The sequence below is a fragment of the Candidatus Abyssobacteria bacterium SURF_5 genome (assembly GCA_003598085.1).
Classification (GTDB): domain Bacteria; phylum Abyssobacteria; class SURF-5; order SURF-5; family SURF-5; genus SURF-5.
Window position 1 is genome coordinate 1 of record QZKU01000032.1, and the last position, 25377, is coordinate 25377.

The 25377-nt window shown below is 54.9% G+C and carries 23 protein-coding genes; 14 read left to right on the plus strand and 9 right to left on the minus strand.

Translation table 11 applies throughout. From position 1 onward, the window contains the following. Positions 1–299: 299 nt before the first annotated feature. The 4 genes from C4520_03575 to C4520_03590 form a co-directional block, all read right to left on the minus strand. Positions 300–2579: a VWA domain-containing protein gene (locus C4520_03575; protein RJP24644.1), complete on the minus strand. Its 2280-nt coding sequence runs from the start codon at positions 2577–2579 to the stop codon at positions 300–302. Between the two features lie 228 nt (positions 2580–2807). Then, a complete protein-coding gene (locus C4520_03580) occupies positions 2808–3491 on the minus strand; it encodes a glycosyl transferase family 51 (GenBank protein ID RJP24645.1) in 684 nt (227 codons plus the stop codon). A 218-nt stretch (positions 3492–3709) separates the two neighbouring features. Next, positions 3710–4408 carry an aspartate/glutamate racemase family protein gene (locus C4520_03585; GenBank protein RJP24646.1) on the minus strand — a complete coding sequence of 233 codons (699 nt, stop codon included), beginning with the start codon at positions 4406–4408 and terminating at the stop codon, positions 3710–3712. Between the two features lie 52 nt (positions 4409–4460). Further along, complete coding sequence (locus C4520_03590; protein ID RJP24679.1) at positions 4461–5099, minus strand: hypothetical protein; 639 nt, start codon at positions 5097–5099, stop codon at positions 4461–4463. A gap of 313 nt (positions 5100–5412) precedes the next feature. Here C4520_03590 and C4520_03595 point away from each other — a divergent pair, with 313 nt between their 5' ends. The 3 genes from C4520_03595 (at position 5413) to C4520_03605 (ending at position 8434) form a co-directional block, all read left to right on the plus strand. Beyond that, positions 5413–5814, plus strand: a complete 402-nt coding sequence (locus tag C4520_03595; protein RJP24647.1) for a hypothetical protein — start codon at positions 5413–5415, stop codon at positions 5812–5814. A gap of 78 nt (positions 5815–5892) precedes the next feature. Next, positions 5893–7308: an exo-alpha-sialidase gene (locus tag C4520_03600; GenBank protein ID RJP24648.1), complete on the plus strand. Its 1416-nt coding sequence runs from the start codon at positions 5893–5895 to the stop codon at positions 7306–7308. Positions 7309–7348: 40 nt separating this feature from the next. Beyond that, positions 7349–8434 carry a mandelate racemase/muconate lactonizing enzyme family protein gene (locus C4520_03605; protein ID RJP24649.1) on the plus strand — a complete coding sequence of 362 codons (1086 nt, stop codon included), beginning with the start codon at positions 7349–7351 and terminating at the stop codon, positions 8432–8434. Between the two features lie 133 nt (positions 8435–8567). On the opposite strand, the gene C4520_03610 is transcribed toward C4520_03605, so the two are convergent. Next, entirely contained in the window at positions 8568–9782 is a 1215-nt protein-coding gene (locus tag C4520_03610; GenBank protein ID RJP24650.1) for a gfo/Idh/MocA family oxidoreductase, read from the minus strand. Between C4520_03610 and C4520_03615 the strand changes: the two genes are divergently transcribed. Together C4520_03615 and C4520_03620 are read left to right on the plus strand one after the other, a co-directional pair. After that, entirely contained in the window at positions 9781–9975 is a 195-nt protein-coding gene (locus C4520_03615) for a hypothetical protein (GenBank protein ID RJP24651.1), read from the plus strand. The genes C4520_03610 and C4520_03615 overlap by 2 nt on opposite strands. A gap of 300 nt (positions 9976–10275) precedes the next feature. Continuing rightward, positions 10276–11547, plus strand: coding sequence for a M20 family peptidase (locus tag C4520_03620; GenBank protein ID RJP24652.1), 1272 nt, complete (start codon positions 10276–10278; stop codon positions 11545–11547). A gap of 32 nt (positions 11548–11579) precedes the next feature. Here the strand turns inward: C4520_03620 and C4520_03625 are convergent, their stop codons facing one another. The 4 genes from C4520_03625 to C4520_03640 form a co-directional block, all read right to left on the minus strand. Continuing rightward, positions 11580–12353: an SDR family oxidoreductase gene (locus C4520_03625; protein RJP24680.1), complete on the minus strand. Its 774-nt coding sequence runs from the start codon at positions 12351–12353 to the stop codon at positions 11580–11582. Positions 12354–12404: 51 nt separating this feature from the next. Continuing rightward, positions 12405–13031: an MBL fold metallo-hydrolase gene (locus tag C4520_03630; GenBank protein RJP24653.1), complete on the minus strand. Its 627-nt coding sequence runs from the start codon at positions 13029–13031 to the stop codon at positions 12405–12407. Between the two features lie 106 nt (positions 13032–13137). Beyond that, positions 13138–13986 (minus strand): hypothetical protein, encoded by an 849-nt coding sequence (locus C4520_03635; GenBank protein RJP24654.1) that lies wholly within the window; start codon positions 13984–13986, stop codon positions 13138–13140. A gap of 10 nt (positions 13987–13996) precedes the next feature. Next, positions 13997–15379: a hypothetical protein gene (locus C4520_03640; protein RJP24655.1), complete on the minus strand. Its 1383-nt coding sequence runs from the start codon at positions 15377–15379 to the stop codon at positions 13997–13999. A 283-nt stretch (positions 15380–15662) separates the two neighbouring features. On the opposite strand from C4520_03640, the gene C4520_03645 reads away from it, so the two are divergent. From C4520_03645 to C4520_03685, 9 genes are all read left to right on the plus strand, one after another. Continuing rightward, a complete protein-coding gene (locus C4520_03645; protein ID RJP24656.1) occupies positions 15663–16061 on the plus strand; it encodes a hypothetical protein in 399 nt (132 codons plus the stop codon). Between the two features lie 35 nt (positions 16062–16096). Then, positions 16097–17581, plus strand: a complete 1485-nt coding sequence (gene tilS, locus C4520_03650; protein ID RJP24657.1) for a tRNA lysidine(34) synthetase TilS — start codon at positions 16097–16099, stop codon at positions 17579–17581. Continuing rightward, positions 17550–18074 carry a hypoxanthine phosphoribosyltransferase gene (gene hpt, locus C4520_03655; protein ID RJP24658.1) on the plus strand — a complete coding sequence of 175 codons (525 nt, stop codon included), beginning with the start codon at positions 17550–17552 and terminating at the stop codon, positions 18072–18074. The genes tilS and hpt overlap by 32 nt, the downstream gene beginning before the upstream one ends. Before the next feature lie 129 nt (positions 18075–18203). Then, positions 18204–20012: an ATP-dependent metallopeptidase FtsH/Yme1/Tma family protein gene (locus tag C4520_03660; protein RJP24659.1), complete on the plus strand. Its 1809-nt coding sequence runs from the start codon at positions 18204–18206 to the stop codon at positions 20010–20012. Between the two features lie 292 nt (positions 20013–20304). After that, the gene (gene folP / locus C4520_03665; protein ID RJP24681.1) at positions 20305–21198 is read left to right on the plus strand and encodes a dihydropteroate synthase; all 894 of its coding nucleotides are present in this window, start codon (positions 20305–20307) and stop codon (positions 21196–21198) included. A 73-nt stretch (positions 21199–21271) separates the two neighbouring features. Next, a complete protein-coding gene (locus C4520_03670; GenBank protein ID RJP24660.1) occupies positions 21272–22621 on the plus strand; it encodes a phosphoglucosamine mutase in 1350 nt (449 codons plus the stop codon). A gap of 64 nt (positions 22622–22685) precedes the next feature. After that, the gene (locus C4520_03675) at positions 22686–23399 is read left to right on the plus strand and encodes a pyridoxine 5'-phosphate synthase (protein RJP24661.1); all 714 of its coding nucleotides are present in this window, start codon (positions 22686–22688) and stop codon (positions 23397–23399) included. After that, on the plus strand, positions 23396–24274 hold the full coding sequence (locus tag C4520_03680; GenBank protein RJP24662.1) for an NAD(P)H-hydrate dehydratase: 879 nt from the start codon (positions 23396–23398) through the stop codon (positions 24272–24274). The genes C4520_03675 and C4520_03680 overlap by 4 nt, the downstream gene beginning before the upstream one ends. Before the next feature lie 220 nt (positions 24275–24494). Beyond that, on the plus strand, positions 24495–25355 hold the full coding sequence (locus tag C4520_03685) for a glycosyltransferase family 2 protein (protein ID RJP24663.1): 861 nt from the start codon (positions 24495–24497) through the stop codon (positions 25353–25355). The last annotated feature ends 22 nt before the right edge of the window (positions 25356–25377 follow it).

Here is a 25377-nt window from a genome sequence, read left to right on the forward strand (position 1 = left end):
TGGTTCATTCGTCTAGTTCGTCTTGTGTTTTGCGACATTTAGGACATCCATGATCCGTCTCTTCTTCTTTTTTATTGGTTGCGGCTACGCTGCGCCGTGAAAATCCGTGAAAATCCGTGGTCCAAAAATGAGTTCCATGTTCCAGGTTCAAAGTTCAAAGTTGGAAGAAGAGAGATCCTTCGCGGTCGCTCAGGATGATCCTGCTAAAGCAGTACTTCGCTTCGCTCAGCAATAGGCGTGTACCGGCATTCGTCTGCGGATCAACTGCCTTTTTTGATAAATCTCTTTATCGCGGAAGCCTAAAACATGGACTGTTCGAAGACGTGCTGGACCGAGGCGCGTTCGATCAGGATGAGCGCGATTTCACGTGTCTCTTTGGGAATCAGATAGAACCTTTTGTTCCAGGTGTTCGACTCGATGGTGCCATAGCCTTCGAGCAGTTGTCCGTCCTGCAGGACCACTTCGAGCGGTCTTCCCCGGTTTCGCTGATTGGCTTTGCCCGAACGATTGAACGGGAATCTGCTTTTCTTGCTCAAGAAGGAGATCGTTTTGATTTCCGAAAAGCTGATCACCAGCGCCTCATCGTCAGAGGAGGCGTCTTTTGGAAGGAATTTGAATTCCGGCGCATCGACGTCCCATGAGATGAGGGTTCCGCGCATGCAATTCCCAGTCAGGAACTCGACGATCGCCTCCCTGGATACGGGCCGGCATTTATAGACGAACACCGCCGAACCGATCGTGATGAAGTCGCCGTTAACAATTTCCTTCGGCTGTGCGTATTGGACGCGGTTGACAAGCACCCTGCTCTGGCTCAGCGGGCGCACGAACATCGTATTCCCCGCCCTGGTCACCATCGGCACCAGAAGCGCATGCAGCTCATCGACACCGGGTTCGGTCAGCGTGATATCGGCATTCTCGCTTTTTCCGATCACGATCGAGCCTCGCTTCCCAATTTTCTGCAGGTCGAAATGGCTTGCCGCCCCGTTCGTATTGTTTATTCTTTCGAGCGATCCGAACAGTCTCGGTCGGAACATAACCTGTTTCACGGTGTACAACACGCCGGCCACCAGGAGTACAACGGCCAGGAAGATCGGTACCTTCGGAAGGAGCGCAAAAAACGATTTTTCGATCGAGAAGCGGCGGGTCTTGGCGACCGGCGGGGGAGGCTCAAGAATATCCGCCGGCATTCCTTTCTCTTTTGTGGTTATGCGTACCGGGACGGAGGCGGGAAAGATTTCTGCCCGGCTGACGGAGGAAACGAAAGAGACATTGCCCCGCAGGTCGCAGTCCTCGGGCAGTTGGCAGTTATCCGCGGCCGCGAGCACCATATCGGCCACAAGTACGCCGTCCACTACGCTGAACGCGGATTGGATGCCCAGCCCGGCCGGCAGCGCAAGGTTGGTCTTCATTTCAATGGATTCGACTGGAACATTTTCCGTCGGATAAAGATGGACCCTTTGCGTGTAGCGGTTACCCGGTTTGATGGATTCAAACAGCAGCCCTTCCTCAGCCGCCAACTGCTCGAAATCTTCGGCCGTTTCGGGAGAGCCCATTTGCCCGCGCGTTGTGAGCGGCCTTATCCTGGAAGGGACATCGTATTCCGATGCCGTATCGGCGAAATCGTTGGTCGCGGAGGCAATGGTTTTCATTTCCGGCTGAATTCGCGCCTTCAGGACGATTTCAGCCGGCGAGATGCGGAGTGCTTTCTCCGCAGGCGAAGAGAACCGAATGGTGCAGGTATAGTTTCCCGGCTTCCTTGGGAAAAGGATGGAGAGGTCCTGTGACCACTCGGCGCCGTCGCACACGATCACCGGCGGGTCTATCACGACCGGGGTGCGGGACGCGCCGTCGGTTATCTCTCCGGTGACCATGAGTATTGTCCCCCAGACCGCCTTGCTATCGGGAGTGAACGAAACCGAAAGATGTCTTTGCAGATCGGAAGTGAACAGGATCCCCATGTCTGCATCGACGGCTTCTACGCGCAGCTCCATGGGATTCCGGTTCGCCCATCCGACGAACCATTCCATGTCCGATTCGACTTCCGGCTCGATGGCGGGCGAAAACTCGAACCACTTTTCATCGGGGAGTTGTTCGAGCTGTTTCTGTTTCAGCGTTTTGAAGGTGATAGGTTCGGGAAGATCGGGCGGCGGGTTGTTTCTGTCGTCGCTGAGCCAGACAAGCACTCTGTTGCGGTCGGCGCTGTCTTCATATAACTGATGTAATTCCTGCAGGCTTCGCTGCATCGCCAGCGGCAAATTGGTGTTTACATCAACTGCCTGCAAGGGGTCTACCGCCGATGCAAGCGCCAGGATGTCCGTGCGGGAGTTGATACGTCTTCGCTCAAGGAGGTGCACGGAACTGCCGAACGTGATGATGGCTACCCTGTCTCCCGGCCGGGCGGAAGAGATTACCTTTATCGCCTCCGTTTTCGCCATCTCGATGCGGTCCGACATGCTGGTACTGATATCGATGACGATGATGACGTCCCGATACTCTTCTGAGCCGGCAACAGGCGAAGGCGCGAACATGAATATCGCGAACAGCACGAGAAGAGCTTTTGGGCAGGTACTGCGACTCATTTTTTCTTCTATTTGGGGACGATTGAGGCCATGGGAAAAAATTTCCTACCTATGGAGATTGTATGGCAGGGACCGCACATTTGGCAACTAAAAAGAGTTTCAGCAGTCCTCCCCCACAGAAGCCGTGCGGAAGCAGGATACGGATTTTTGGGGGAAAATCGAGTGCTCCTTTCACAGGAAATGGGTAACTGACCGGGAAATGTAAGGGACACGGCACCTTAAGGCCTTTCAATGTTTCTCATAATATACATCCATCAGTCCGCTCGGCTTGTATTCGCCGGCAACGAGTTTTTTTATTCGGCGCACCCGTTCGGCATTTTCCTCAGGGTGTCTCAGCACATGAAATGAATTAGGAGCAATGATCATAGCCACCAAAGATACATACTCATCTTCGGTCAGTGATTCGAATGATTTCCCGTAGTAAGATTGCGCCGCCTCCTCAAACCCTCGAATTTCTTTCTCATCCTCATGACCCAGATAGAGAGCGTTTATGGACAAAAGCAACTGATCTTCCTTGGATATCAGTGGATCAAGGGCGAAGACTGCTATCAGTGTCTGTTTCACCTTGCGGATGCCGGGCTTGAAGTTTTCAAAATACAGTATCTTGACCAGGCCCTGGGTGAGCGTTGTTATGCCGGCGCCGGGCGTCCTGAGGTCCATCCCGTTATGTTCAAAAAAAGTCGGGTCTTCAACCGCAAGAAGGATGTCTAGTTGTCTCTGGGTCATGTCTCCTGCGCTCAGCAGAAAGCCGTTGACGGAGCCATTTGGCCGGCGCCACGATTTGGACTCCAGGTCTTTTATGATGACGTCTCTGGTATAGTCTCGCGCCATCACGACGACGATAACGTAATATGAGATTATAGACAGCGAGACTATTCCTGCGGCAGCAATCAGCAATCGAAAGGTTTTCATGTAAGTGATTTATCTGCGGAGTTTGGGCGGACGGAACTATCAGATGCAGATCTGACTGGTAGAGCAAGATATATCACATTCGATAGGCGTTGTCAAATCTGCATTTGCGGCGTAATGTCTGATTTTCTGCATAAGAACACGCGTCTCGGTGGAATCGGTCGCTGTGTGGGTGATGGACGATCAATATACCCCGAGCCGGTTACCCGACGCCTTTTGCTTCATTTTCCGGAAACCGCATATTCAAGTGCTTTTCGCGCATGGATGGTGGTTGTGTCGAATAGCGGAAGGGCCGAATCTGTTTCTGAAATCAGGAGCGGGATTTCCGTGCACCCGAGGATGACGCCTTCGGCGCCACGCCCAGCGAGGCTGGATATGATCTCCCGAATTCGCAGCCGAGAAGTATCCAGAAGCCTCCCTTGGACAAGTTCTTCCATTATGATGGTATGCACATCGTCCGCGCTTGGCTCATCCGGCACCAGCGCAGTAATCCCGTGTGACGCCAGCCGGTCTCTGTAGAAGGTTTTGTTCATGGTGAACTTGGTGCCCAGAAGACCTACTTTTGTCATTTTCTTCGCCTGGATTGCTTCGGCTGTCGCGTCGATCAGATTCAAAAAAGGCAAACGGGAGGCCCTCTGGACGTCATCAAACACGATATGCATGGTATTGGTCGCGATGATGCCGAAGTCGGCGCCGGCCTTCTCCAGCGCACGGGCCGCCGCAATCATACTTTCGGTGATTCTATCCCAGCGATCCCCGGTCCACCAATCGACGTATTGCTGAAAGCACACGCTGTAGATGATGATCTCGGGATACGCATGATTTCCGAAGCGCCGGGTGTATTCCCGGGTGATATATTGATAATACGTCACCGTTGACTCGGGGCTAAGCCCGCCGAGAATGCCGATTTTCTTGTGCATTACACTCGCCCGCGCATGAGAGAAATTCCTGGCGCTGCAACGAACTCTCCGCTCAGATCCATCCGAGGAACACGCCGAACACGATCAGCGCCGCGGCGTCGACCCCAAGAATGATGCTGACCGTTATCGCCTTGTTCCGCACGCTCTTCATGTCATACACCCAGAAAGCGATCAGGAAGAAATACAGGTAGCCGATCAGGAAAATGAGCCAGGGCGCGCGCACGTTCCACCACGAATAGTCCCATGTAAGCGCGTTGGCAAGATTCAGCAGGATCTCGATAAACACGCAGATGGCGGCATCGACGCACGCGAAAAAAATTCGGTTCGGAATTCCGAAAATCCTCAGGTTCCTGTCGGCCGGCAGCATCTTGATGAAAACGATGCCCAGAATCGCGAACATGAACGAGATTTCTATGTTGAGCCCTATCAAAAGGAGATAGGCGGTACCGCCGCCCGGCGCGCCCCACACCGGGGCATGGTTCGTGAAGTGGAATACGAGCGCATTCCAGATTTCGTTGAACCAATCGGCCCCCCAGAGCGCCAGCCCCGCAAATACCAGACTCCAGTTCCGCTTCTCGATTTCGACCGCGTACACGTACACGATGAGCACAAAAAGCGGTATCACGTACCACTTGAACTGACTGCTATCTCTCAGAATGTCCAGCGCCTGCTGCGCTGCTTGCGTAGGCATGCCAGTCTCCTCTCTTCTTGCTTTTCCAGTCTCCCGTGTGTTTCTGATTGTTTTCTCCCGCTGGAGCATCATATCAGGAAGCGAAGGGTCATCACAAATCTTCCGCTTCCGATCACACTTGCGTTCGCCTGCCATTTTTATTAACATAAGGCAATCATACGATAGGCGAAAGTCATAAAAAGTCATCAAAGTCGTTCGCTTGATTCCCGTTGATATCTTTCCTTCCTGTGAGCGAGAAGTTTATCTGCTCCGAAGAGGAGCAGGCAAATAGAATTTCAGGTCGTCTAATGTTTTCCTGGGGGGGGGAAAGATCATGACGGTCAAAGATTGGTGGAAACGGCGGAAACTTGACAAGCTAAGGGGCGTCGACGCGCTCGATCATGGCATCGTAAAAGGCGAAGGCATTCCTCTTCCGGAGAGATGGAAACAGAAAACCGAGATCAGGTACTGGAAACGGATGCCGGAGAAGGAAGCCTACGAGTTTTACATGAGTCTCCCGCCCGTCAAAGAAACTCCACGGCTGCGATCGGTTACGGAATTCAGGAAATGGAATAGCCGGCGAAAACAGATTATTGCGACCGCGGAAACTGAGTTCAGGACGCGCAACGGCATTCCCGAGAACGTCGGGCTGTCGCAGGCCGAACAGAATAAACTGAACGAATTCGCCAAACAGAGAGTGCAGCAGTTGATCGATCAGCCCGGGATGATCATCTGAATTCCAACAAATCGCAGGTGAAGGATTTAACTCAGAATCCTGATCCGACAAAACGAGGGAGAACTCTGTCAACCTTGAATGTGGAACGCGATTAATGAAATTGGGGGGAGACGCATTGTGAACAGGATAACAATTTTGGCGGTCTTATTAGTCTTCGCAGGTTTTACAACCCCGGCTTACACGGGGGCTTCAGAAGAAGTTCCTGCTGCAGGGAAACGGGCGACAGACGCGGAAAGCACCCTGAATGCCGCCAGCGCCGGAGCGGCCGCCGGCAACATGGTCAACATGGAGAGGAAGAGAATGGGAAGCATTAAAGATGTCGAGCACGTGGTCGTCTATAAGGATTCGGGTCTGGCCCACGCATGCAATCAGGTCAGTATTGTCTTGCTGCAGAACGGCGAGCTCTTCCTTGGGTTCAACGAGGAGAGATATCCCATCCACGCAGACAGCGGTCAGTCGTGCTTCATCAAGTCGACGGATGGGGGAAAGACCTGGGATGCTTCCACGAAACGAGTCATCTGGCCTTATACCGAATCGCAGGGTAATTGGGACTGCGCATTTGCACAGATCGCCGACGGTACTATCCTGATGCACACTCGAGTCTGTAATTTCCTGGCTCCGCGCGGCATCAATTCTGAAGGAGACCAGGCGCTCGGTATGCCGCCCCCCGGGATGCCCGAACGCCTCAAGAGGCAGACGGGCTACGCTCTGCTGAAGTCCGGAAACAACGGCGTCACGTGGACGAGTCCCATCGAGGTAAACGCAAGCCCTATTGCGAGCTCATCGTTATCTCCCTATGCCTGCGGAGGCTCGGGAGCCGGGCACATCATCCAGCTTCCCGACGGCGGATTGCTTATGCCGTTGGGGGGAACGCTCTCATCCGCGAGCGAGCCCGGGACCGGCTCCGAAACGGACCGGTGCTTCCTGTTGAGATCGGATGATGGCGGGAATAATTGGGAATACTGGTCCACCGTCGCGTATGATTCTGCAAGCATTATCAGCTTCTCCGAGCCCGGCATGGCGCGGCTCAAGGATGGGAAACTGGTCTGCTTGATGAGGACACACCACAAGCCAAACCGGCAGGATAACCTGTGGTTCACCTGGTCGAATGATGACGGAGTCACCTGGAGCTCACCGAAGAGAACCTCCCTGTGGGGTTACCCGGCTGACGTCATGCAGCTAAGGGACGGCCGGGTTCTGGCAGTCTACGGGTATCGGAAGGCGCCGTACGGCGTGCGCGGCTGCATCTCGGAAGACGGTTTGACCTGGGACGTCAGCAATGAGTTTGTCATCAGGGAGGGCGGCATAGCCAAGCCGGCGACCGCCAGCGGCATCAATCCTCTTATTAATTCCCTTAACATGATGCAGTACTGGCACATCGGATACCCGAGCGTGACCCAACTGGATGACGGAACCGTAGTCGTTGCATACCACGAGTACAGCGATGAAGCTCAGCCCATCCAGTACCTGATGTTCACGCGCTTCAAATTATAGGTTGAGGGACCGGTCACAGACCGGCAGGACGGGGGTACAGATGAGAATCATCGATGTGAAGGCGACCCCACTGCGCACGCATTCCGTTTTTGTGCAGGTATTGACCGATGAAGGCGTCACCGGCATCGGCGAATGCAGTCCGATGAATCCACTCGTCTTGTCTCATTTCGTGGAGACCGCGCTGAAGCCCATAATTCTTAATGAGGACCCCTTGGAGACCGAGAGATTATGGAACAATATGACCTTCCGCACGTATAAGCTCGGCGTGCAGGGTGTCCAGCCGGAAGCGATCGCGGGCATCGATATCGCCCTGTGGGATATCAAGGGGAAGGTGACAGGCCTGCCAATTCATACCCTGCTCGGAGGCTGCTGCCGGAAGAAGGTTCTGATGTATGCCAGCATCGGCGGCGGCGCACACATGGCGGTCTCAGATATGGCCGCTTACGTCCAACAATTCCTCGAGAAGGGATTTAAAGCTTTCAAGATCCGGATGGATTACGTCGGCTCGACCGCAGGGGCGCAGGATGTGGATTTAAAGAAGGATTACGAAATGTTCAAGGCGATCAGGGAGTTGATCGGCGACGATATCCCCTTGAGCTTCGACGCAAACAACGGCTATTCCGTAAGCGCCGCGATCGCACAGGGACGCAGATTCGAGGAGCTTGGTATCTATCATTACGAAGAGCCGGTTGCCCAATTTGATTATCGGGGGATAGCGCAAGTCGCCAATGCGCTGGATGTGCCGGTCTCAGCCGGCGAGCACGAATACAACCGATGGCAGTTCCGCGACCTGATCGAGCAGGCGCAGGTGGATATCATTCAGCCCGACGTGGTCAAATGCGGCGGCATCAGCGAGATGCAGAAAATCGCCGTGCTCGGTTCAGTCTACAACAAGCATTTCGTCCCGCATCAGACACAGCCGACGATAGGAACTGCAGCAAACCTGCATGTCGTCGCCGCCCACGCCGGCGCCACCCGTCCGCAGGAATACAGCGGACAAAATCTGTATCTTGATGATCTTTTCGAGGAGCCGCTGGTGTTGGAGGACGGATATCTATACGTTCCGCAGAAGCCGGGCCTCGGGCTGGAACTGAATGCAAAGAAGATGATGGCATGTGCGCTGTGAAAACTTTGTGACGTAATGGGATTACCCACAACCGAGCAAACGACATTGCTCCTGAAACCTGAGTTCACCCGTCACAGCGCCACAGCCGAAAATTAAGGAATGACGGCAGAGAAGCTCCTGTCGCGGAGGCGTCCTAAGGAGACACGCCTTCCCTTTGCAGTAACTCCGCGATCCTTACCACATTCCCAGTTCTCACCGACTCTTCGGCGGCGACTCCAACGACGATCGACCAGAACCCTTCTTCCGCCGTGGCCGTATCGGTCGGCTTCCCTTCGATATTGTCAATGAATCGGATATGCTCGAAGAAACTTGCCCCGTTGTGGCCGGTTTCCTGAACATGCTGCGGATAGGACGGCGTCGTTATCCGGGCAGGCTTGTTTTCGCCGCACAGGATTTCCAGGTGCGACTTCACGCGCGGGCCGGGCATGAAGTCCTCGCTTTCGGTCGCTCGCAGGCGCCCCTCATCGCCGCACAGGATCAGCTCTTCATAGAACATCGGAGCGAACATGCACAGGTCGAATCGAGCGCGTACGCTGTTTTCATACGTGACAATCACGAAGGCGTTATCGAGAATATCGGATTTCTCGCGTTCATACTCGAAATCGCGGAAATTCACCGCCATGCTTCCGGAGGCGAAAACTTCGGCCGGTTTCGATTGGGCGAACAAATTCAGCAGATCAAAATAATGACAGCATTTCTCCACCAGGGTTCCGCCGGAATACCTGGAGAATTTGTTCCACTGGTTCACCTTGTCGAGGAACGGGATTCGGTGTTCGAGTATGCTGACGGTCTTGATCGCGCCGATCGATTTTCGTTCGAGCGCCTCATGGATTGCCTCGACACAGATGGCCTTGTATCGATATTGCAGCCCGATCTGCAGGACCGCGCGGTAACTTTGCGCAAGCCGGCATATCTCGTGAGCGTCCCGGATAGTGGTCGCCATCGGCTTCTCGAGCAGGATGTGCTTTTCCGCTTTGACAGCCTCCCTGAGCACGTCGATGTGCGTATAGTTGGGAGTGCATATGAACAGGCCGTCGACAGCCGGATCGTTGCATGCTTCCTCGAGAGAATCGTATGCGTACAGGCTGCCGCCGTCCGAGAGGCGAGAATACGCCTCGTTGGCGACCGCGATGCTGCGCGGGTTCGGGTCGAAGACGCCGTGGATCGTTCCCCGTCCTTCAATCAGCGTCAGCCTCATATGCTCGAGCCCCATCAAACCCGCGCCAATAATATTGAACTTGTATTTCGGTTTCTCAAGTGAGAATAGATATTTATCGCTTTCGGGCAAGTAACTGAGAATCGGATTCTTCGAGAGGAATCGGCTGCGGAATTCCTTCCCCGGTTTCATGTATTTTCTCCTGTTCTTTTTTGATTCCGCCGCGGCAGAACGTCATAAGACAAGCAGGCTTGCCGGCCAAGACGGAGGCAAAGACTTTTTGTGTGAATACTATACCATAGATTCCACTGCAGAACCCCCCTTTGGCAGGGCCGAATTCATTCGGCCAGTCTTGAATGTGCGAATAAATTCGCACCTGCCATAGCGCGGTTGAACCCGAGAGTGGGGGTTTTGCAGCAGAATCTACCATAAAGACCAGCCCTCCTTTATGCTTTCCTCCGGTAGAAATTACTTGTCTTTCGGACCAACTTCCTATAAAATATAGTTGCCCGCCAGGAAACGCTCAATAAGAAACTGAACATGACGCCTTTATACGGGGAATGTGTCATGCGTTGCAAGAGCACGCGGGAACAGGGGAAACACCTTGGTTTCACGGAAGAGCGGGATATGGGCAAATCATTCAGGTACATCGTTCAGTTGATCATGTGAAGACGAAGGAGATCATATGGACTGGCATGAGGTATCCCTGCGAGCCGAAGCAGAAGAGCAGTATCTGGTTGACATTTTACGAGAGATGATCCGCATCGACACATCGGTCCCACCGGGCCGGAATTACGAAAAATTCAATGATCTTGTCGAGCCGGAATTCAAGCGATTCGGGCTGAAGACGCAGCGGGTTCTCGTGCCGGATGATACGCCCAAAATGGCGGCTGAAAAACTTTCGGGCCCGCGCGAAAACCTGGTCGCCAGCCTGAAAAACGATTTGCCGAAAGTCTCGGTGTACGCGCATACGGATGTGGTGCCGGCGGATTCCTCGTGGACATACGATCCGTTTGGGGCCGAGGTAGTGGATGGACGGCTTTACGGACGGGGCACCGTCGATGATAAAGGTCCGATAGCATGCGTGCTGGGCGCCTTGAAGATTATTCAGGAGATGGGCCTGGCTGCCAAGTTTGATATTGATTGCCTGCTATGCACTGACGAGGAGTTTGGCGGCCACTACACGCCCGGAGCGGATTATCTTGCTCGAAACGGGTACTTCTCGAATCACATTATCTGGCTTGACCTGGGCGCTGTCGATCCTATCTACACGATGGGGACGGCCGGAAGCATTCAGATTGATGTGAGAGCGGTGGGTAAGAGCTGTCACTCCGGCATGAATTTTCTCGGCGTCAACGCGATCGAGCAGATGGTGCCGATCCTTGTGGAACTCATGGCGCTCAAGGAAGAGGTGGAACAGCGGCAGTCGCGGCTCGATGCCTTTCCGCATCCGCAGTCGCCGTTTGCTCATGGAAAGATGACGCCCATGTTCAACCTGGATATCATCCATGCCGGAACCAAGGCCAATGTCGTCCCGGCCGAATGCGTACTCACGCTGAACCGCCGCTATATTCCCGATGAGAATCCCGACGAGGTCATCGCGGAGATCGAGGAAGCGATTGAGCGCGGTAGAAAGAAATCGAAGCTGCTGGATGTGCAACTGAAGATAACGCGGGGCTACGGTGCGGTCGAACTTGATACCGGCACTCCTGCAGTCCGTAAGATGCAGGAGGCGATAAAGGCGGTGAAAGGCTGGGAAGGGCTCCTCTTCGGGGGCATGAGCGGCTCCTCGGATCTGGCGTGCGTTGCGGATGCGCTGCAGCCGCAAAAGCTGGATGTCGCTCACTTCGGCGTGTCCCGCGCAACGGATCTTCGCGCCCACGGCGCCGATGAGTTTGTATACATTGAGGATCTCGTGACCGTGACAAAGGAACTCGTACACTATTTCTGTTTTTAAACATTCCGGCTGCAAGCAAAACTCGTGGCCGTTCATTTTGCGGACGTGCCGCCGTCAACCGGAATGATCGCACCGTTGACGTAGGCGCCGGCCCGCGAGGCCAAATAGATCGCTATCCCGGCTATATCCGGCGGCGTTCCCAGCCGCCCCAATGGAGCATTGGCCACGATCTCATCCCGATACGTCGCCAGCATCCAATTCGTCATTTTGGTTTCGAAGTAACCCGGAGCGATCGCATTTACCGTAATCGCCCTCGGCCCAACCTTCGCGCTCAGCACCTTCGTCATGTGATGGACCGCCGCCTTGCTGATGGAGTATGCATAATTGTCATAGCCGGACACCATGATCCCTTCCATCGAGCCGAGATTGATTATTCGTGCGGGATCGTCCGGACTGGCCGCTTTCTGCAGAAGCGGCAACAGATCGCGGGTCAGCATGAAGACGGACTTCACGTTGAGATCCATGACCTTGTCGAATCCGTCCTCGGGATACTCCTCGAGCGGTGCTCCCCATGCGGCGCCCGCATTATTCACGAGTATGTTCAGATGCTTCTCGCGTTCCACCAGTTGGCGAACCAGACGCTCCCGATCGCTTGAGAGGGAAACATCCGCCGGCAGCGCGATGCATTCGCCGAATGCGGACAACTCTTCCGCGGCCTTCTTACAGGCGTCTGCCTTGCGTGAAGAGACATACACCTTTGCCTCGTTTTCAACATACGCGCGGGCGATGACAAGCCCGAGACCTCTCGAACCGCCGGTTACCAGCGCAATCTTGTCCTTTACCGAAAACAACTCCTCTATTTTCATAAAGGCCGGGCTTTCTCCTTTTTGCTTCATTCCGATCTCCCTATAACACAATCACGGCACTTCCATAAATTCGTCGAATGAGGCTGCAGCCAACGTCGGATTCGTCTTCTTCTCACGGCCGATTGTGGAGGATGGCCGGTCTCCGTAGTCGTGACCGGGGTAGACCTCGATGTCGTCGGGAAGCACCTTCAGTTTTTTGTGGAGGCTCTCAAACATCTGCTTCGTACTGCCGCCGGGCAGGTCCGTGCGGCCGCAATTGCCGACAAACAACGTGTCTCCCGTCATCAGCTTCCCGCCGGCCAGGAGGCACATGCTGCCCGGAGTATGGCCGGGCGTGTGTATGATCGTTATCTCGATGTCGCCGAGCTTCAGTTTCTGCCCGTCCTCTACTTCGATGTCGACGGGGAGATGTTTTCTCCGCAGTCCCTGCGTCTCGGCTTTGTGCGCGACGACTTTGGCTCCGGTCTTTTTTGCAAGCGCGCTGATGCCGGACGTATGGTCGGCATGGTCATGGGTGGCGAAAATCAGGCCGATCCTAAGGTTTTTCTCTTCCGCGAAACGCAGGATATCTGCAAGATTGGAGGTCGGGTCAACGACCGCCGCCTCGCCTGTTTTCTCGCTGCCGAAGACATAAGTGAAATTCGCCATCACCCCAACCGGAATCTGCTTGAAGATCATGATGTTTTCCTTTCGTTTCAGGAAGCCCTTCTATGTTCCTGTAGCGACGGGAAAGGCGTGCCACCCGTTCGGAAATTTGATATCGAGAAACGCTCTCTCACTTGCTCTATATTGTTTCCCCTTTACCGAACAGCTTCAGCGCGGTCCGGGAGAATATCTTTTCGAGGTCCTCCCGCTTAATCCTGAGATGCGAGAAGAAATCGATGGCCTCCGCGTGAGAGATGAGGCAGTAATCGGTGCCGAACATCATGTTATCGGCGCCACAGTAATAGATTGCATCTTGAACCTGTCTCCTCACCCATTCGCGATACTCTTCCTTATATTCGGCGGGCAAGCCGGTGATCAGGCCGGACAGGTCGGCGCAAACATTCTCGTTTTTATAGATGACCTCCGCCGCGTCCCAAATCCAGGGATTCCCGATGTGCGCCATCACGATCTTGAGGTCAGGAAAGCGAAAAGCCAAGTCGTCGATGGTGAGCGGATGCGAGTAGCGCAGCCGCGCCATGGGGCTCACGCAGTCGCCGGTATGGAAGATGACCGGGAGCCCGTACTTGATAGCCAGTTGATACAAGGGAACGCAGTCCTCGTCATCCGGATAGTAGTGTTGATAACCAATGTAGAACTTCAGCGCCCGGATTCTGTCTTCGGCCATATCAGCCTCGACCGACTTCAGGACGTCGGCTGTCAGGTTCTTTGGATCGGCTGAGCCGCAGACCCAGAAGCGGCCCGGATGTCTTTGGGCGAATTCATAGGAGGTTTTCGTTTGCCCGGGGACGCTCATGATCAATGCCTTGCGCACATTGCTCGCGTCCATATCCGCGAGCAGACCGTCCGGAGTGTAAGTAATCCCCGCCTTTTTCGCAATTTCCTGCGAGTGCGGCCGCTCAAAATTTATGTGCAGGTGCACATCGACTACTTTCCGAATTTCCTGATTCGTTTGCCCGGTTTCCATCATTGCCTCGACCTCATGGATTCATGATAAGACAGGGGACAAGGAGTTCCTTGCTCCGCCTGTCAATGACCAGTTTATTGGCCGCGCGGCAGTAGAGCCCGCAGAAGCGGCCGCCGAACACGAACTCGCCCAGATGGATCCAGCGCTCTTCCATTCTCATTTGATCGTTCCACACGGCAACCGGCATCGCCGGGATATCGATCCGCTCCTGTATCACATAATCATTGTTGAGCGCCGAAACCGTGAGGTCCTCCCATTCCTTCCGATTCGTCAGTGAACCGACTTTTACTCCCCTGCCTTCGTACAGATACGACGGCTTCAGCACGAAATCTTCTTGTTTCTCCTTTGCGAGTTCGGGAATCCTGATCCTTTGGCCGCCATGTTCGATCTCCTCGTCCTTGTACAGATGCGTCCATGGCACATGCGCTGCCACCAGGCGGCGCTCTTCTTCCGTGAAATACTCATAGAGCGCCGGGTTCTGAACCACTGCAAATGCCCGCTTGCTGAAGGCGACATCCGACCGGAACGAGCCGACCACACACACATTTTGGTCGACGAAGGCGCGCGCCATCGCCCTCACCTCCTCCAGTCGCTCAACGAACTCGCGCGAGACGACGCGCCGATAGATCAAGTCGATTCTCTGCCCCCGGTGAGAAAGAGAACGGCCATCATATTCAAGTTCGCGAGGGTCGGCCACAATAGTTTCATAGCCGCTCTGGCGGCAAAATTCGGCAAAACCATAGAATTCTTCTATCGTGCGCACTTCTTTCCAGTCTACGATTGCAATTCGGGGCTTCGGCGGCGCGGCCTGGCCGCTGTATTCTTTGTAGCAGGTCAAAAGCGCTTCGAGCACGCATTGGTTGATGCTGAACAACCGGAGGTTAGAGTTGCCAAAAAACTCCTTCATCGCCGGAGAAGAAAGGAAAATCCTTGCAATGCGATCCGCTCCGTCCATACCGGATGAGCCATCGGTGTTCAACTCGCTGAACCGGAGACCGGCGCCGTCGTAAAATGAGTCGAATCGCGCACATGGAATGGCCCGCCTGTATCCGGGATCGGCCTCGATCAACTCGAGTTGCTTGGCGCTGAAATTGAACTGCCGCCTTATCGCCGGCTCTTTCAGGAAAAGATGGGTTATCTTCTCCATCAGCCGGATCATCGATTCGGCGACGCCCGAGATATACTGCACCTGTTCTTCGGTTACAATAAATGGATAAAAAGCCACCAGGAGCGCCATGCCCGCGTATCGAAGATGACTTTCGGCCGCCGTCTTCTCATAATCCTGCACTTCCTTGCGCATTCGCGCAGGGTCGTGCCGGAGATAGTTGTCGAAATCGCGGTATATAGCCTCCACGTCTTCGGGAAGGCAAAGCTGGCGGCTCAACTTTGATGTCATCGGTTCCTTTCGCAAACTAACGGTAAACCAGCGGAATTCGCTGAATTATAGCAGAATCAGCATGTCTTCTCAAGGAACGATGGCGGCTCTTTCTGCCCGTTCGTCGACCCCCAGAATTCCCCGCAACAATCGGATCCTCAGGCAAAACTGCGGAAAGTTTGGTGGATAATTATAAACAACCGAACAAATTGCCCTTGACCCTGGGTGAACATCAGCCTTTTTGCCCCTGATCGAAAGAACATCTGAGCCTTTCTGCTTGACTCGCGCTCAACTGAATGTTACAGTGGAAATCGTCTTGCTCCGTGCGCCGGTCCTCGCTTCGAGCACTGCGCCCTGCTCCGGCAACATGCGGTCGATGTCGCGCACGTATCCATGCCGGTTACTATCGCCGGGTATCAAAATGTCTGAAGCCGATCTGAAAATAAATTCGAAGGTTCGCAAGATACTCACCGAATATAACGTTGACCTGTCGCAGCTTGGCATTAGCACGGCGTCGGGATCGGTTACGATTCGCGGTGAATTAAGAAAACTTATGGGCGCTCAGATGAAGGATTCAGAACTCGCCAGGTTCATATGGGTGCTCGAGTCAGTCATCCTCAGAACCAAGGGCATCAAGCGCGTTACTTTTTCTTTGAAAGGCTGGAAAAAAGAGAAGGGGAAGTGGAGTAAAGAAGAAAGGTGAATGAAACGCCGTACTGATCGGCACGCGAATCGCAAATGGCCAAAAACGCAAGATCCTCAGGGCCGCACCGTTCACCAAAAAACATGCGGGAATTCCTCAAAAATATAGAACATACAATAAATCGCCATGAGATGCTTTCGGGCGGAGAAATGGTGTTGGTGGCTTTTTCGGGTGGACCGGATTCGGTATGCCTGCTCGACGTCCTCCAGAAGCTGCAGAAGAAATATTCAATCCGCCTTGGCGTCGCTCATTTCAACCACAGGCTTCGAGGAGAAGCCTCTGAGAAGGATGCCGAGTTTGCGGAACAAGTCGCCGGCCGGAACAAACTGATGTTCATTTCCAGTTCGGCCGATGTCGCGGCTTATGCGAAAGAAAACAAATTGACGGTCGAAGATGCGGGCAGGAAGCTGCGGTATGAATTCTTTTTTCGATCGAGTCTTTCTATCGGCGCAACCAAAATCGCTCTCGGACATACCGCCGACGACCAGGCCGAAACCATCCTGATGCGACTGATCCGCGGCGCCGGGCCTGAGGGTTTGGCCGGTATCCCCCCGGCAAGGACTGCGGACGAACGGGGAAACGTCCGTATCATCCGGCCTCTCATATACACTTGGCGCAACGATTTGATTCAATACGTGCAGAAACAGAAACTTGAATACAGAACCGATGTCTCGAATGAGGAGCCGGAATATTTCCGCAACAAGGTGAGGCTGGAACTGCTCCCGCTCCTAATGAGGGAATATAACGCCCAGATCAAGCGGCGCCTTGCCGCGACCGCCTCAGCGCTTTCAATCGAGAATGATTTTCTCTCTTCGGAGACAAGACTGCTCGCGGGGGAGGTTCTGCTCGAACGCAAGAGGGAATGGGTTCTCTTTGATGCAAAGATGCTTAGCCGATTTCACCCGGCGCTGCGCGCTCGGGTTTTCGCGCACCTGGTGAAGCTGGCGCGCCCCGCGCCGCCGATGCTGGAGGCCTTCCATTATGCCGCCGCCGATGCTCTTTTTCTTGCCGGAGGCAGGATGAACCTGCCGGGTGACATGTTCCTCGAGCTGAATGAAGAGGTGGGGGTTGTTGCGAGCCCGAAGGCGTTGTCCGCTCCAATAAAAGGGTCTTTTCCAATCAGGCTCTCGGGCCGGCAGTACAGTAAAGAGTTAAACATTTTGGTCAAGACTTCCGTTCTCCCAAAAATCTCGTCGCCGGCGCGCCTGATACGCCAATGCTCGCGCACCCGCCAATATTTCGATCTGAAGGCAGTCCGCGCTCCTCTTGAGATAAGGGTGAAAAAGCCGGGAGACATTTTTTGGCCGCTGGGAATGGATGGCAGCAAGAAGCTCAAGGATTTTTTCATTGACAGGAAGATCCCGCGTTTCATTCGAAACCAAATTCCGCTCCTCCTTTCCGAGGGCAGAATTATGTGGGTAATGGGATATGCCATAGATAAACGATTTAAGCTGAAGCCGAATTCAAAATCGGCGCTTCGAGTGGATTATGAAAAACCAGCGCCTGGAACTGTTCCTTGAACAGCGGAAAATAGCCGAAAGGGTCGCTCAGCTCGCACAAAACATCTCTGCAGATTACCAGGACAAGGATCTGGTCCTGGTGTGTGTGCTGAAGGGGGCTTTTTTCTTCTTCGTCGATTTGATACGCCGGCTGACGGTAACTCCTCTGATCGATTTTGTTGCCGCCTCAAGTTATCATCGTCAAGGTAGCATGGGTCGGGTCAGCCTTTCCCCCGTTTTTTCCACAAGCATTCGCGGAAGAGATGTCCTGATTATAGAAGATATCATCGATACCGGCCTCACGTATCGGACTCTCACGAATTATTTCTCACTTCGCGAGCCCGCCTCATTGCGGCTCTGCACGTTGCTGGACAAGCCATCCGAGAGGCGGACGGAACTGATACAACCCGATTATGTCGGTTTCGTCGTTCCCGATCGATTTCTGGTTGGATACGGGCTCGACTGTGACGAGCGGTATCGTGAATTGCCCGATATTCATATACTTACGACTTAGAGCGATGCGACCGGCGTCCCAAAACCTATTGTTATTTTTAGTGAATTGTGTTAGTATTAGATGGTAAAATATGTTTCCAAAGCGATTAATAGCTTATCTTCACGCGCGAAAGGGCTGCTAAGGGGTTAGATGAATAGCAATAAATATAAAACCATTGTTTTTTGGGTTCTGATGGCCGTTCTGCTGGTCACCATTCTGTTTTTCCACGAAAGCAAGCAGGCGCCGCCAACGAAAATAACGTACGCTGAATTTCTCGATTACGTACGCAATGGTCAGGTGACCGAAATAACGCTTCAGGCGAATGAATCCGGGGGTATAAATACCGGCGTTACCATCAAGGGCGAACTATCAGGAAACAAACCGTTCGAGACCTTCACGACCGATCCCGATATCCACACGATCCTCAAGGAGAACAACGTTCAATACGCGGAAAAGCCGTATTCTCCCAGGCTGTTTCAGACGATCCTTATCCAGATTTTGCCGTTCGCCTTGATTATCCTGCTCATCTGGTACTTCGCCTATCGACAGATGCAATCCGGGGGCAACAAGGCGCTCTCTTTCGGGAAGAGCCGCGCACGGCTGCACCAGCAGTCGCAGTCAAAAGTGAATTTCGATGATGTCGCAGGTGTCGAAGAGGCCAAACAGGAACTGCAGGAGATTATCGAGTTCCTGAAAGACCCGAAAAAGTTCACCCGGCTCGGCGGAAAAATTCCGAAGGGAGTCCTCCTGGTGGGACCGCCCGGTTCCGGGAAGACGCTGCTCGCCCGCGCGGTTGCGGGCGAGGCGAAGGTCCCGTTTTTCAGCATCAGCGGTTCCGATTTCGTCGAGATGTTCGTGGGCGTCGGCGCCGCTCGGGTGCGCGACCTGTTCGCGACAGGCATGAAGCACGCTCCTTGCATTATCTTTATTGATGAACTGGATGCCGTCGGGCGACAGCGTGGGGCTGGTTTGGGCGGCGGACATGATGAGCGCGAGCAGACACTGAATCAGTTGCTCGTCGAAATGGACGGATTCAACAGCAATGAAGGCGTCATCCTGATGGCTGCAACGAATAGGCCCGATGTCCTCGACAAGGCCCTGTTGCGACCCGGCCGGTTCGACCGTTCCATTGTGGTTGATAATCCCGACATCTTCGGCCGCGAAGGCATTCTGAAAGTGCATACCCGGAACATCCCGATCGATCCGAGCGTAAACCTGAAGGTGCTGGCGCGTGGAACGCCCGGCTTCTCAGGGGCCGATCTCGCCAATATGGTGAACGAGGCCGCCCTCCTTGCGGCGCGCAGAAGCAAGGACAGGGTCGACATGCACGATTTTGACGAAGCCAAAGACCGCGTGCTGATGGGGCCCGAGCGCAAGAGCATGTTTATCAGCGACGAAGAGAAGAAAACTACCGCATATCATGAGGCCGGCCACGCGCTTGTCGGTTACCTCTTGCCGGGAACCGATCCGCTCCATAAAGTGACAATCATCCCGCGGGGACAAGCGCTCGGACTGACTCAGCATCTGCCGCTGGAGGACAGGCATACATATTCGCGCTCCTATATACTGAACCTCATAACGATGATGATGGGCGGGCGCGCAGCCGAGGAACTTATCCTGAAGGATATTACGAACGGCGCCGGAAACGACATCCGCAATGCGACGCATCTGGCGCGGCGAATGGTCTGCGAGTGGGGTATGAGCGACAAGCTGGGCCCCGTCTCGTTTGGTGAAAACGACGAAGTATTCCTCGGGCGCGACATCCTGAAAGAACGCAACTTCAGCGAAGAGATCGCGGCTGCGATCGACAAGGAAGTTCGAACCGTTGTCGAAACCTGCCATGAACGAGCCACCACTCTGCTCCTGGAGAACCGGGAGAAACTCGAGAAGCTGGCTCACAAGCTGATCGAACTTGAAGTCATAGAAGGAAGCCAACTGGAAAAGATCCTCAATGAGTAGGGTGGGTCCTCCTCGGAAGCGTCACGTCTTGTATCTTGGCGAAATCTCCGAACCACCATGCTGGCTTCCGGTCGTTGCGCGACCGCTGATCGAGCCGATCCTGAGCAACTCTCGGATCGGCCTTTTTGTCGTCGAAAACCCGACCGAACAGCAAGTGAAGCAGATGGAAGGCACCGCCCGCGCAACCGATGGAGTCGCCTATGTCTTCAAGGCCGGCCAATCGGAAATGTGCATCTTCATGGGTTCGCGAGAAAAAGTCTGTGCGACTCAATTCGGCGAATCGGTCGAAGGCATGCTTCACTGCGAAGATTTCGCCGGCGCCCTTGAGCAATACTCGTCAACCCGGTTCACCCTCAGGCTCCGCAGCGGAACACTTTCTCTCTCCGAGCGCACCCTTATCATGGGCATCTTGAACGTCACGCCCGATTCCTTCTCCGATGCCGGCAGATTCTACCGCTTCGATGCCGCCGTGGCCCAGGCTGAAAAAATGGCTGAGGACGGCGCCGACATCATAGATATCGGCGGCGAATCCACGCGGCCGGGAGCCGAATCGGTTTCCGAGGAAGAGGAAGCCCGCCGCGTTATTCCTGTAATCGAATACCTAGTCAAGCGCGCAACGGTTCCCATCTCAATCGATACATGTAAAGCCGGCATCGCACGCAGAGCGCTCGATGCGGGCGCCCAAATGGTGAACGACGTTACCGCGCTGCGGTTTGATCCGCAACTGGCGGAAGTGGTCGCAGAGTATCGATGTCCCGTAATCCTGATGCACATGCTGGGTGAGCCCAAAACCATGCAGGAGAACCCGCGCTATGACGCGGTGATTCCTGAAATCATCTCGTTTCTCCAAGCGCGGATTGATTTCGCGCTCCAGCGCGGGATCGATCCGGAGCAGATTATCGTCGATCCCGGCATCGGGTTCGGCAAGACAGTCGAACACAACCTCGAAATCCTCAGGGAGCTCGCCCGGTTAAAGGCGCTCGGCAGGCCAATCCTTGTCGGCCCGTCGCGTAAATCAACAATCGGAAAGATCCTCGGCACGGGTTTCGAGGACAGGGTCGAAGGAACCGCCGCCGCAGTCACGGTCTCCATCATGGGTGGAGCCCATATCGTTCGCGTTCACGACGTGAAGCAGATGGCGCGCGTCTCGAAAATGACAGATGCTATAATAGGCTCGGTTCTTTGATTCAACCGTTTCCGAAAGTCTACCCGAAAATCAATCAAAGAACGCTTATCAGTCACAGACGGGAGCATCACATATGCGAAAACTATTCGGAACCGACGGAATCCGCGGCGTTGCCAACGTCGAGCCGATGACGTGCGAGACCGCGCTGAAACTCGGACGCGCGGCGGGTCACGTTTTCCAGGAGAATGACCGGCGGCATCGTATCGTGATCGGAAAAGACACGCGACTCTCGGGATATATGATCGAAAGCGCTTTGGTCGCAGGAATTTGCTCTATGGGCGTTGATGCGCTCCTGGTGGGACCGATGCCCACGCCGGCGGTGGCTCTGATCACGCGGAGTCTTCGCGCCGACGCCGGCGTCGTCATCTCGGCTTCACACAATCCGTATGAGGATAATGGCATCAAGTTTTTCTCCCGCAGCGGATTCAAGCTGCCCGATGAGATCGAGGAACGCATGGAATATCTCATCTCGACCGGCGAAATTGATCACATCCGCCCGACCGCCAGCAAAGTCGGCAAAGCCTTCAGAATCGACGACGCCGTCGGCCGGTATATCGAATTCGTCAAGACATCGATCCCAAAAGGGATGACTTTTGATGGGATACGGGTGGTCGTTGACTGCGCCAATGGAGCAAGTTACAAGGTTGCCCCCATCGTCCTCTCGGAGCTTGGCGCCGACGTTATCCCCGTGAACGTCAATCCCGATGGGACCAACATTAATAAGAAATGCGGTTCGATCTACCCGGAGCAGATGTGCGCGAAAATGAAGCAGGAAAAGGCGCATGTGGGAATGGCTTTTGATGGCGACGCCGATCGGGTGGTTCTGGCCGACGAGCACGGCGTGCAGGTCGATGGCGACCAGATCATGGCCATGTGCGCAATCGACATGATTAGAGAAGGCCGCTTGCCCCAGAACACGCTGGTAACGACGGTCATGAGCAACCTCGGGCTCGAGCACGCGCTCAAACCGGTCGGCGGCAAACTCGTTAAAACCAAGGTCGGCGACCGCTATGTTGTCGAGGAAATGCTGCGGGGCAAATACACCGTAGGAGGCGAGCAGTCGGGGCACATCGTTTTTCTCGACTATAACACCACCGGCGACGGCATGATCAGCGCCCTGCAGGTACTTGCCCTGATGAGGAAAACAGACAAATCGCTCAACGAGCTCGCCTCGTGCATGATGCGTTTTCCGCAGGTTCTCATCAATGTGACTGTCCAGCGCAAGGAACCCATCGACACCATCCCTCGGGTAAAGCAGGAAATCGATATGGCGAAGGACAGGCTGGGCGATTCCGGGCGCATCCTCGTGCGGTACTCCGGTACCGAGCCGCTCGCGCGCGTCATGGTCGAGGGAAGAGATACAAACCTCATTCACGAGCTTGCGGAATCGATCGCGGCCGCCATTCGCGCGGAATTAGGCTGAGTCCGGATTCAATTCGAGTTCAAAAACACCCCAATATCAGATCAGCGAATGAAAGTGACACCACATGATACATCTCGGAGTGAACATCGATCATGTAGCAACCGTAAGACAGGCGCGGCGAGATATTGAGCCCGATCCGGTGGCGGCGGCGGTCATCTGCGAGCTTGCGGGCGCTCACGGAATAACCGTCCACCTGCGTTCCGACCGGCGCCACATTCAGGACCGCGATCTGCTCCTGCTTCGCCAGACGGTCAAGGCAAAGCTGAACATGGAAATGGGGGCGACCGACGAAATGGTGGGCATCGCGATCGACACGAAGCCCGACCAGGTGACGCTCGTGCCCGAGAAGCGCGAGGAGTTGACCACCGAAGGCGGACTTGATGTCGTCGCGAACGAGTCTGCCCTTGCCAATGCCGTAAGGCGTCTGAAGAAAGCAGGCATTCCCGTGAGCATGTTCATAGAGCCTGACTGTGCGCAGATCGAGGCGTCGGGGCGCATCCATGCCGACGCGATCGAATTGCATACCGGCCTCTATGCAAATGCGAAGACGGAGGCTCTCCAGCAGGCGGAGCTTGAAAGACTTGTTCACGCGGGCCGTCACGCTGTCACGATCGGCTTGCGCGTTCACGCCGGGCATGGGCTCACGTATCGCAACGTCATTCCGATCAAACAAATCCCGAAACTCCACGAGGTCAACATCGGCCACAATATCGTGGCGCGGGCGGTCCTGGTCGGACTCGACCGGGCCGTCAGAGAGATGCTCGAGTTGCTGCAATGATCGCCCAGATCACTCTCCAGCAGGCGCGTTCCTTGCTCCCCGCCCGGCCGAGTGATTCGCACAAGGGGACATATGGCTATCTCCTTGTCATTGCCGGCTCCGTCGGGCTGACCGGTGCGGCATGCATGACGTGCGAAGCGGCGCTGCGCGCCGGCGCGGGCATGGTCACGCTCGGCGTGCCGCGATCCTTGAACCCCGCGATGGAGGCGCGCCTGACGGAAACAATGACGCGACCGCTTGCTGAAACATCCGCTCAGAGCCTCAGCCTCTCCGCCTTTGATGAGATAGCCGAATTAGCAAAGAGAATGCACGTGATGGCGGTGGGCCCCGGCCTCTCGACTCATCCTGAGACACAACAACTCGTCCGCAAAATTGCAAGAGATATTCACCTGCCCATGGTTATTGACGCCGACGCCCTCAACGCATTATCAGGCCGGACGGAACTGCTTTCGGCGCGCACGGAGCCGACGATCATCTGTCCGCATCCGGGCGAGTTTTCCCGCCTCGCCCAGTTGCCGATAGCGGACATACAAAACAACCGGCCGCGCCTCGCCCGAGAGTTCGCTGACCAATGGCGGGTTGAACTCGTCATAAAGGGGGCGCCATCACTTGTGGCGACCACTGACGGCCGAACGTACGTAAATACCACCGGCAACGCCGGCATGGCCACCGCCGGAAGCGGCGACGTACTGACGGGCATCCTGGCGGCGCTGTTGTGTCAGGGAGTGAAGGCCGCCGATGCCGCCGTTCTCGGCACCTATCTGCACGGGCTGGCCGGCGACGTGGCCGCCCATCGCTATTCGATGTGGGGAATGATCGCGACCGACATCACCCACTGCCTGCCCGACGCCTGGCGCAAACTCTCCTGGCGCTGAAATATGGGGACAGAGACCATATTTTTATTGTTAATATACTATCTATACTTTTTAAAGAAACATGGTCTGTGTCCCCATATCTTATAAATACTCCATCTCTTTTATTGAAAACGATTTGACTTGGATCACCGCATTTCTTGATATCTCGGGAGCCTTAGACACCTCCCCTTTTTGATTCGCCGTTCCAGCGTGGTATAATATTGATTTCAGGAGGGATAGCTTGCCTGGACCAGTATCCATAATTATTCCCGCTCACAACGAGGAGCTGAGCATCGGGGCCGTGGTTGAAGGGGTCTCGTCCACGATGGAGGAGGCCGGAATCGAGCACGAGATCATCGTGGTGAACGATGGCTCCAGCGACGGCACGTTAAGAGCGGCATCGACGGCGAAGGCGCGCGTGCTCGATCTAGGCGTAAATCTCGGCTACGGCGCTGCAATAAAACAGGGACTGAAATCGGCGCGTCACGAACTGATCGCGATAACCGACGCCGACGGCACCTATCCGGTCGCCGCGCTGCCGGAAATGGTGAGTGCGATGGAAGAGGCGGACATGGTGGTCGGCGCGCGGATTGGCGCTCATGTTTCGATACCGCTTGCGAGGCGGCCGGCGAAATGGGTGCTGACGCGTCTTGCGAATTACCTGGCGGCCACCGACATCCCCGACCTCAATTCAGGCCTGCGGGTAATGCGGAAATCGGTGCTCTCGCGCTTCCTGAATATCCTGCCGCGCGGCTTCTCGTTTACGACCACGATCACGCTCGCGATGCTGTGCAACGACTACCGCATCCGGTTCCACCCGATCGATTACCACCCGCGCACCGGCAAGAGCAAGATCAAGCCGATATCCGACACCTTCGGATTTTTCCTGACCATTATCCGCACCATCATGTACTTTAATCCGTTGAAAATATTTTTGCCGATAAGCGCGGCTCTTCTTTTTGCGGCGCTTGCGGTGCTGTTGTACAGCGGCTTTGTGATGGGTCGGGTGATGGACGTGACCGTGATCGTCCTGATGTCGGTTTCAATTCAGGTGGCGGTGATCGGCCTTCTGGCGGACTTGATAGACAAACGGAATCCGTAGCAGGAGCGGTATCTTTGCGGCG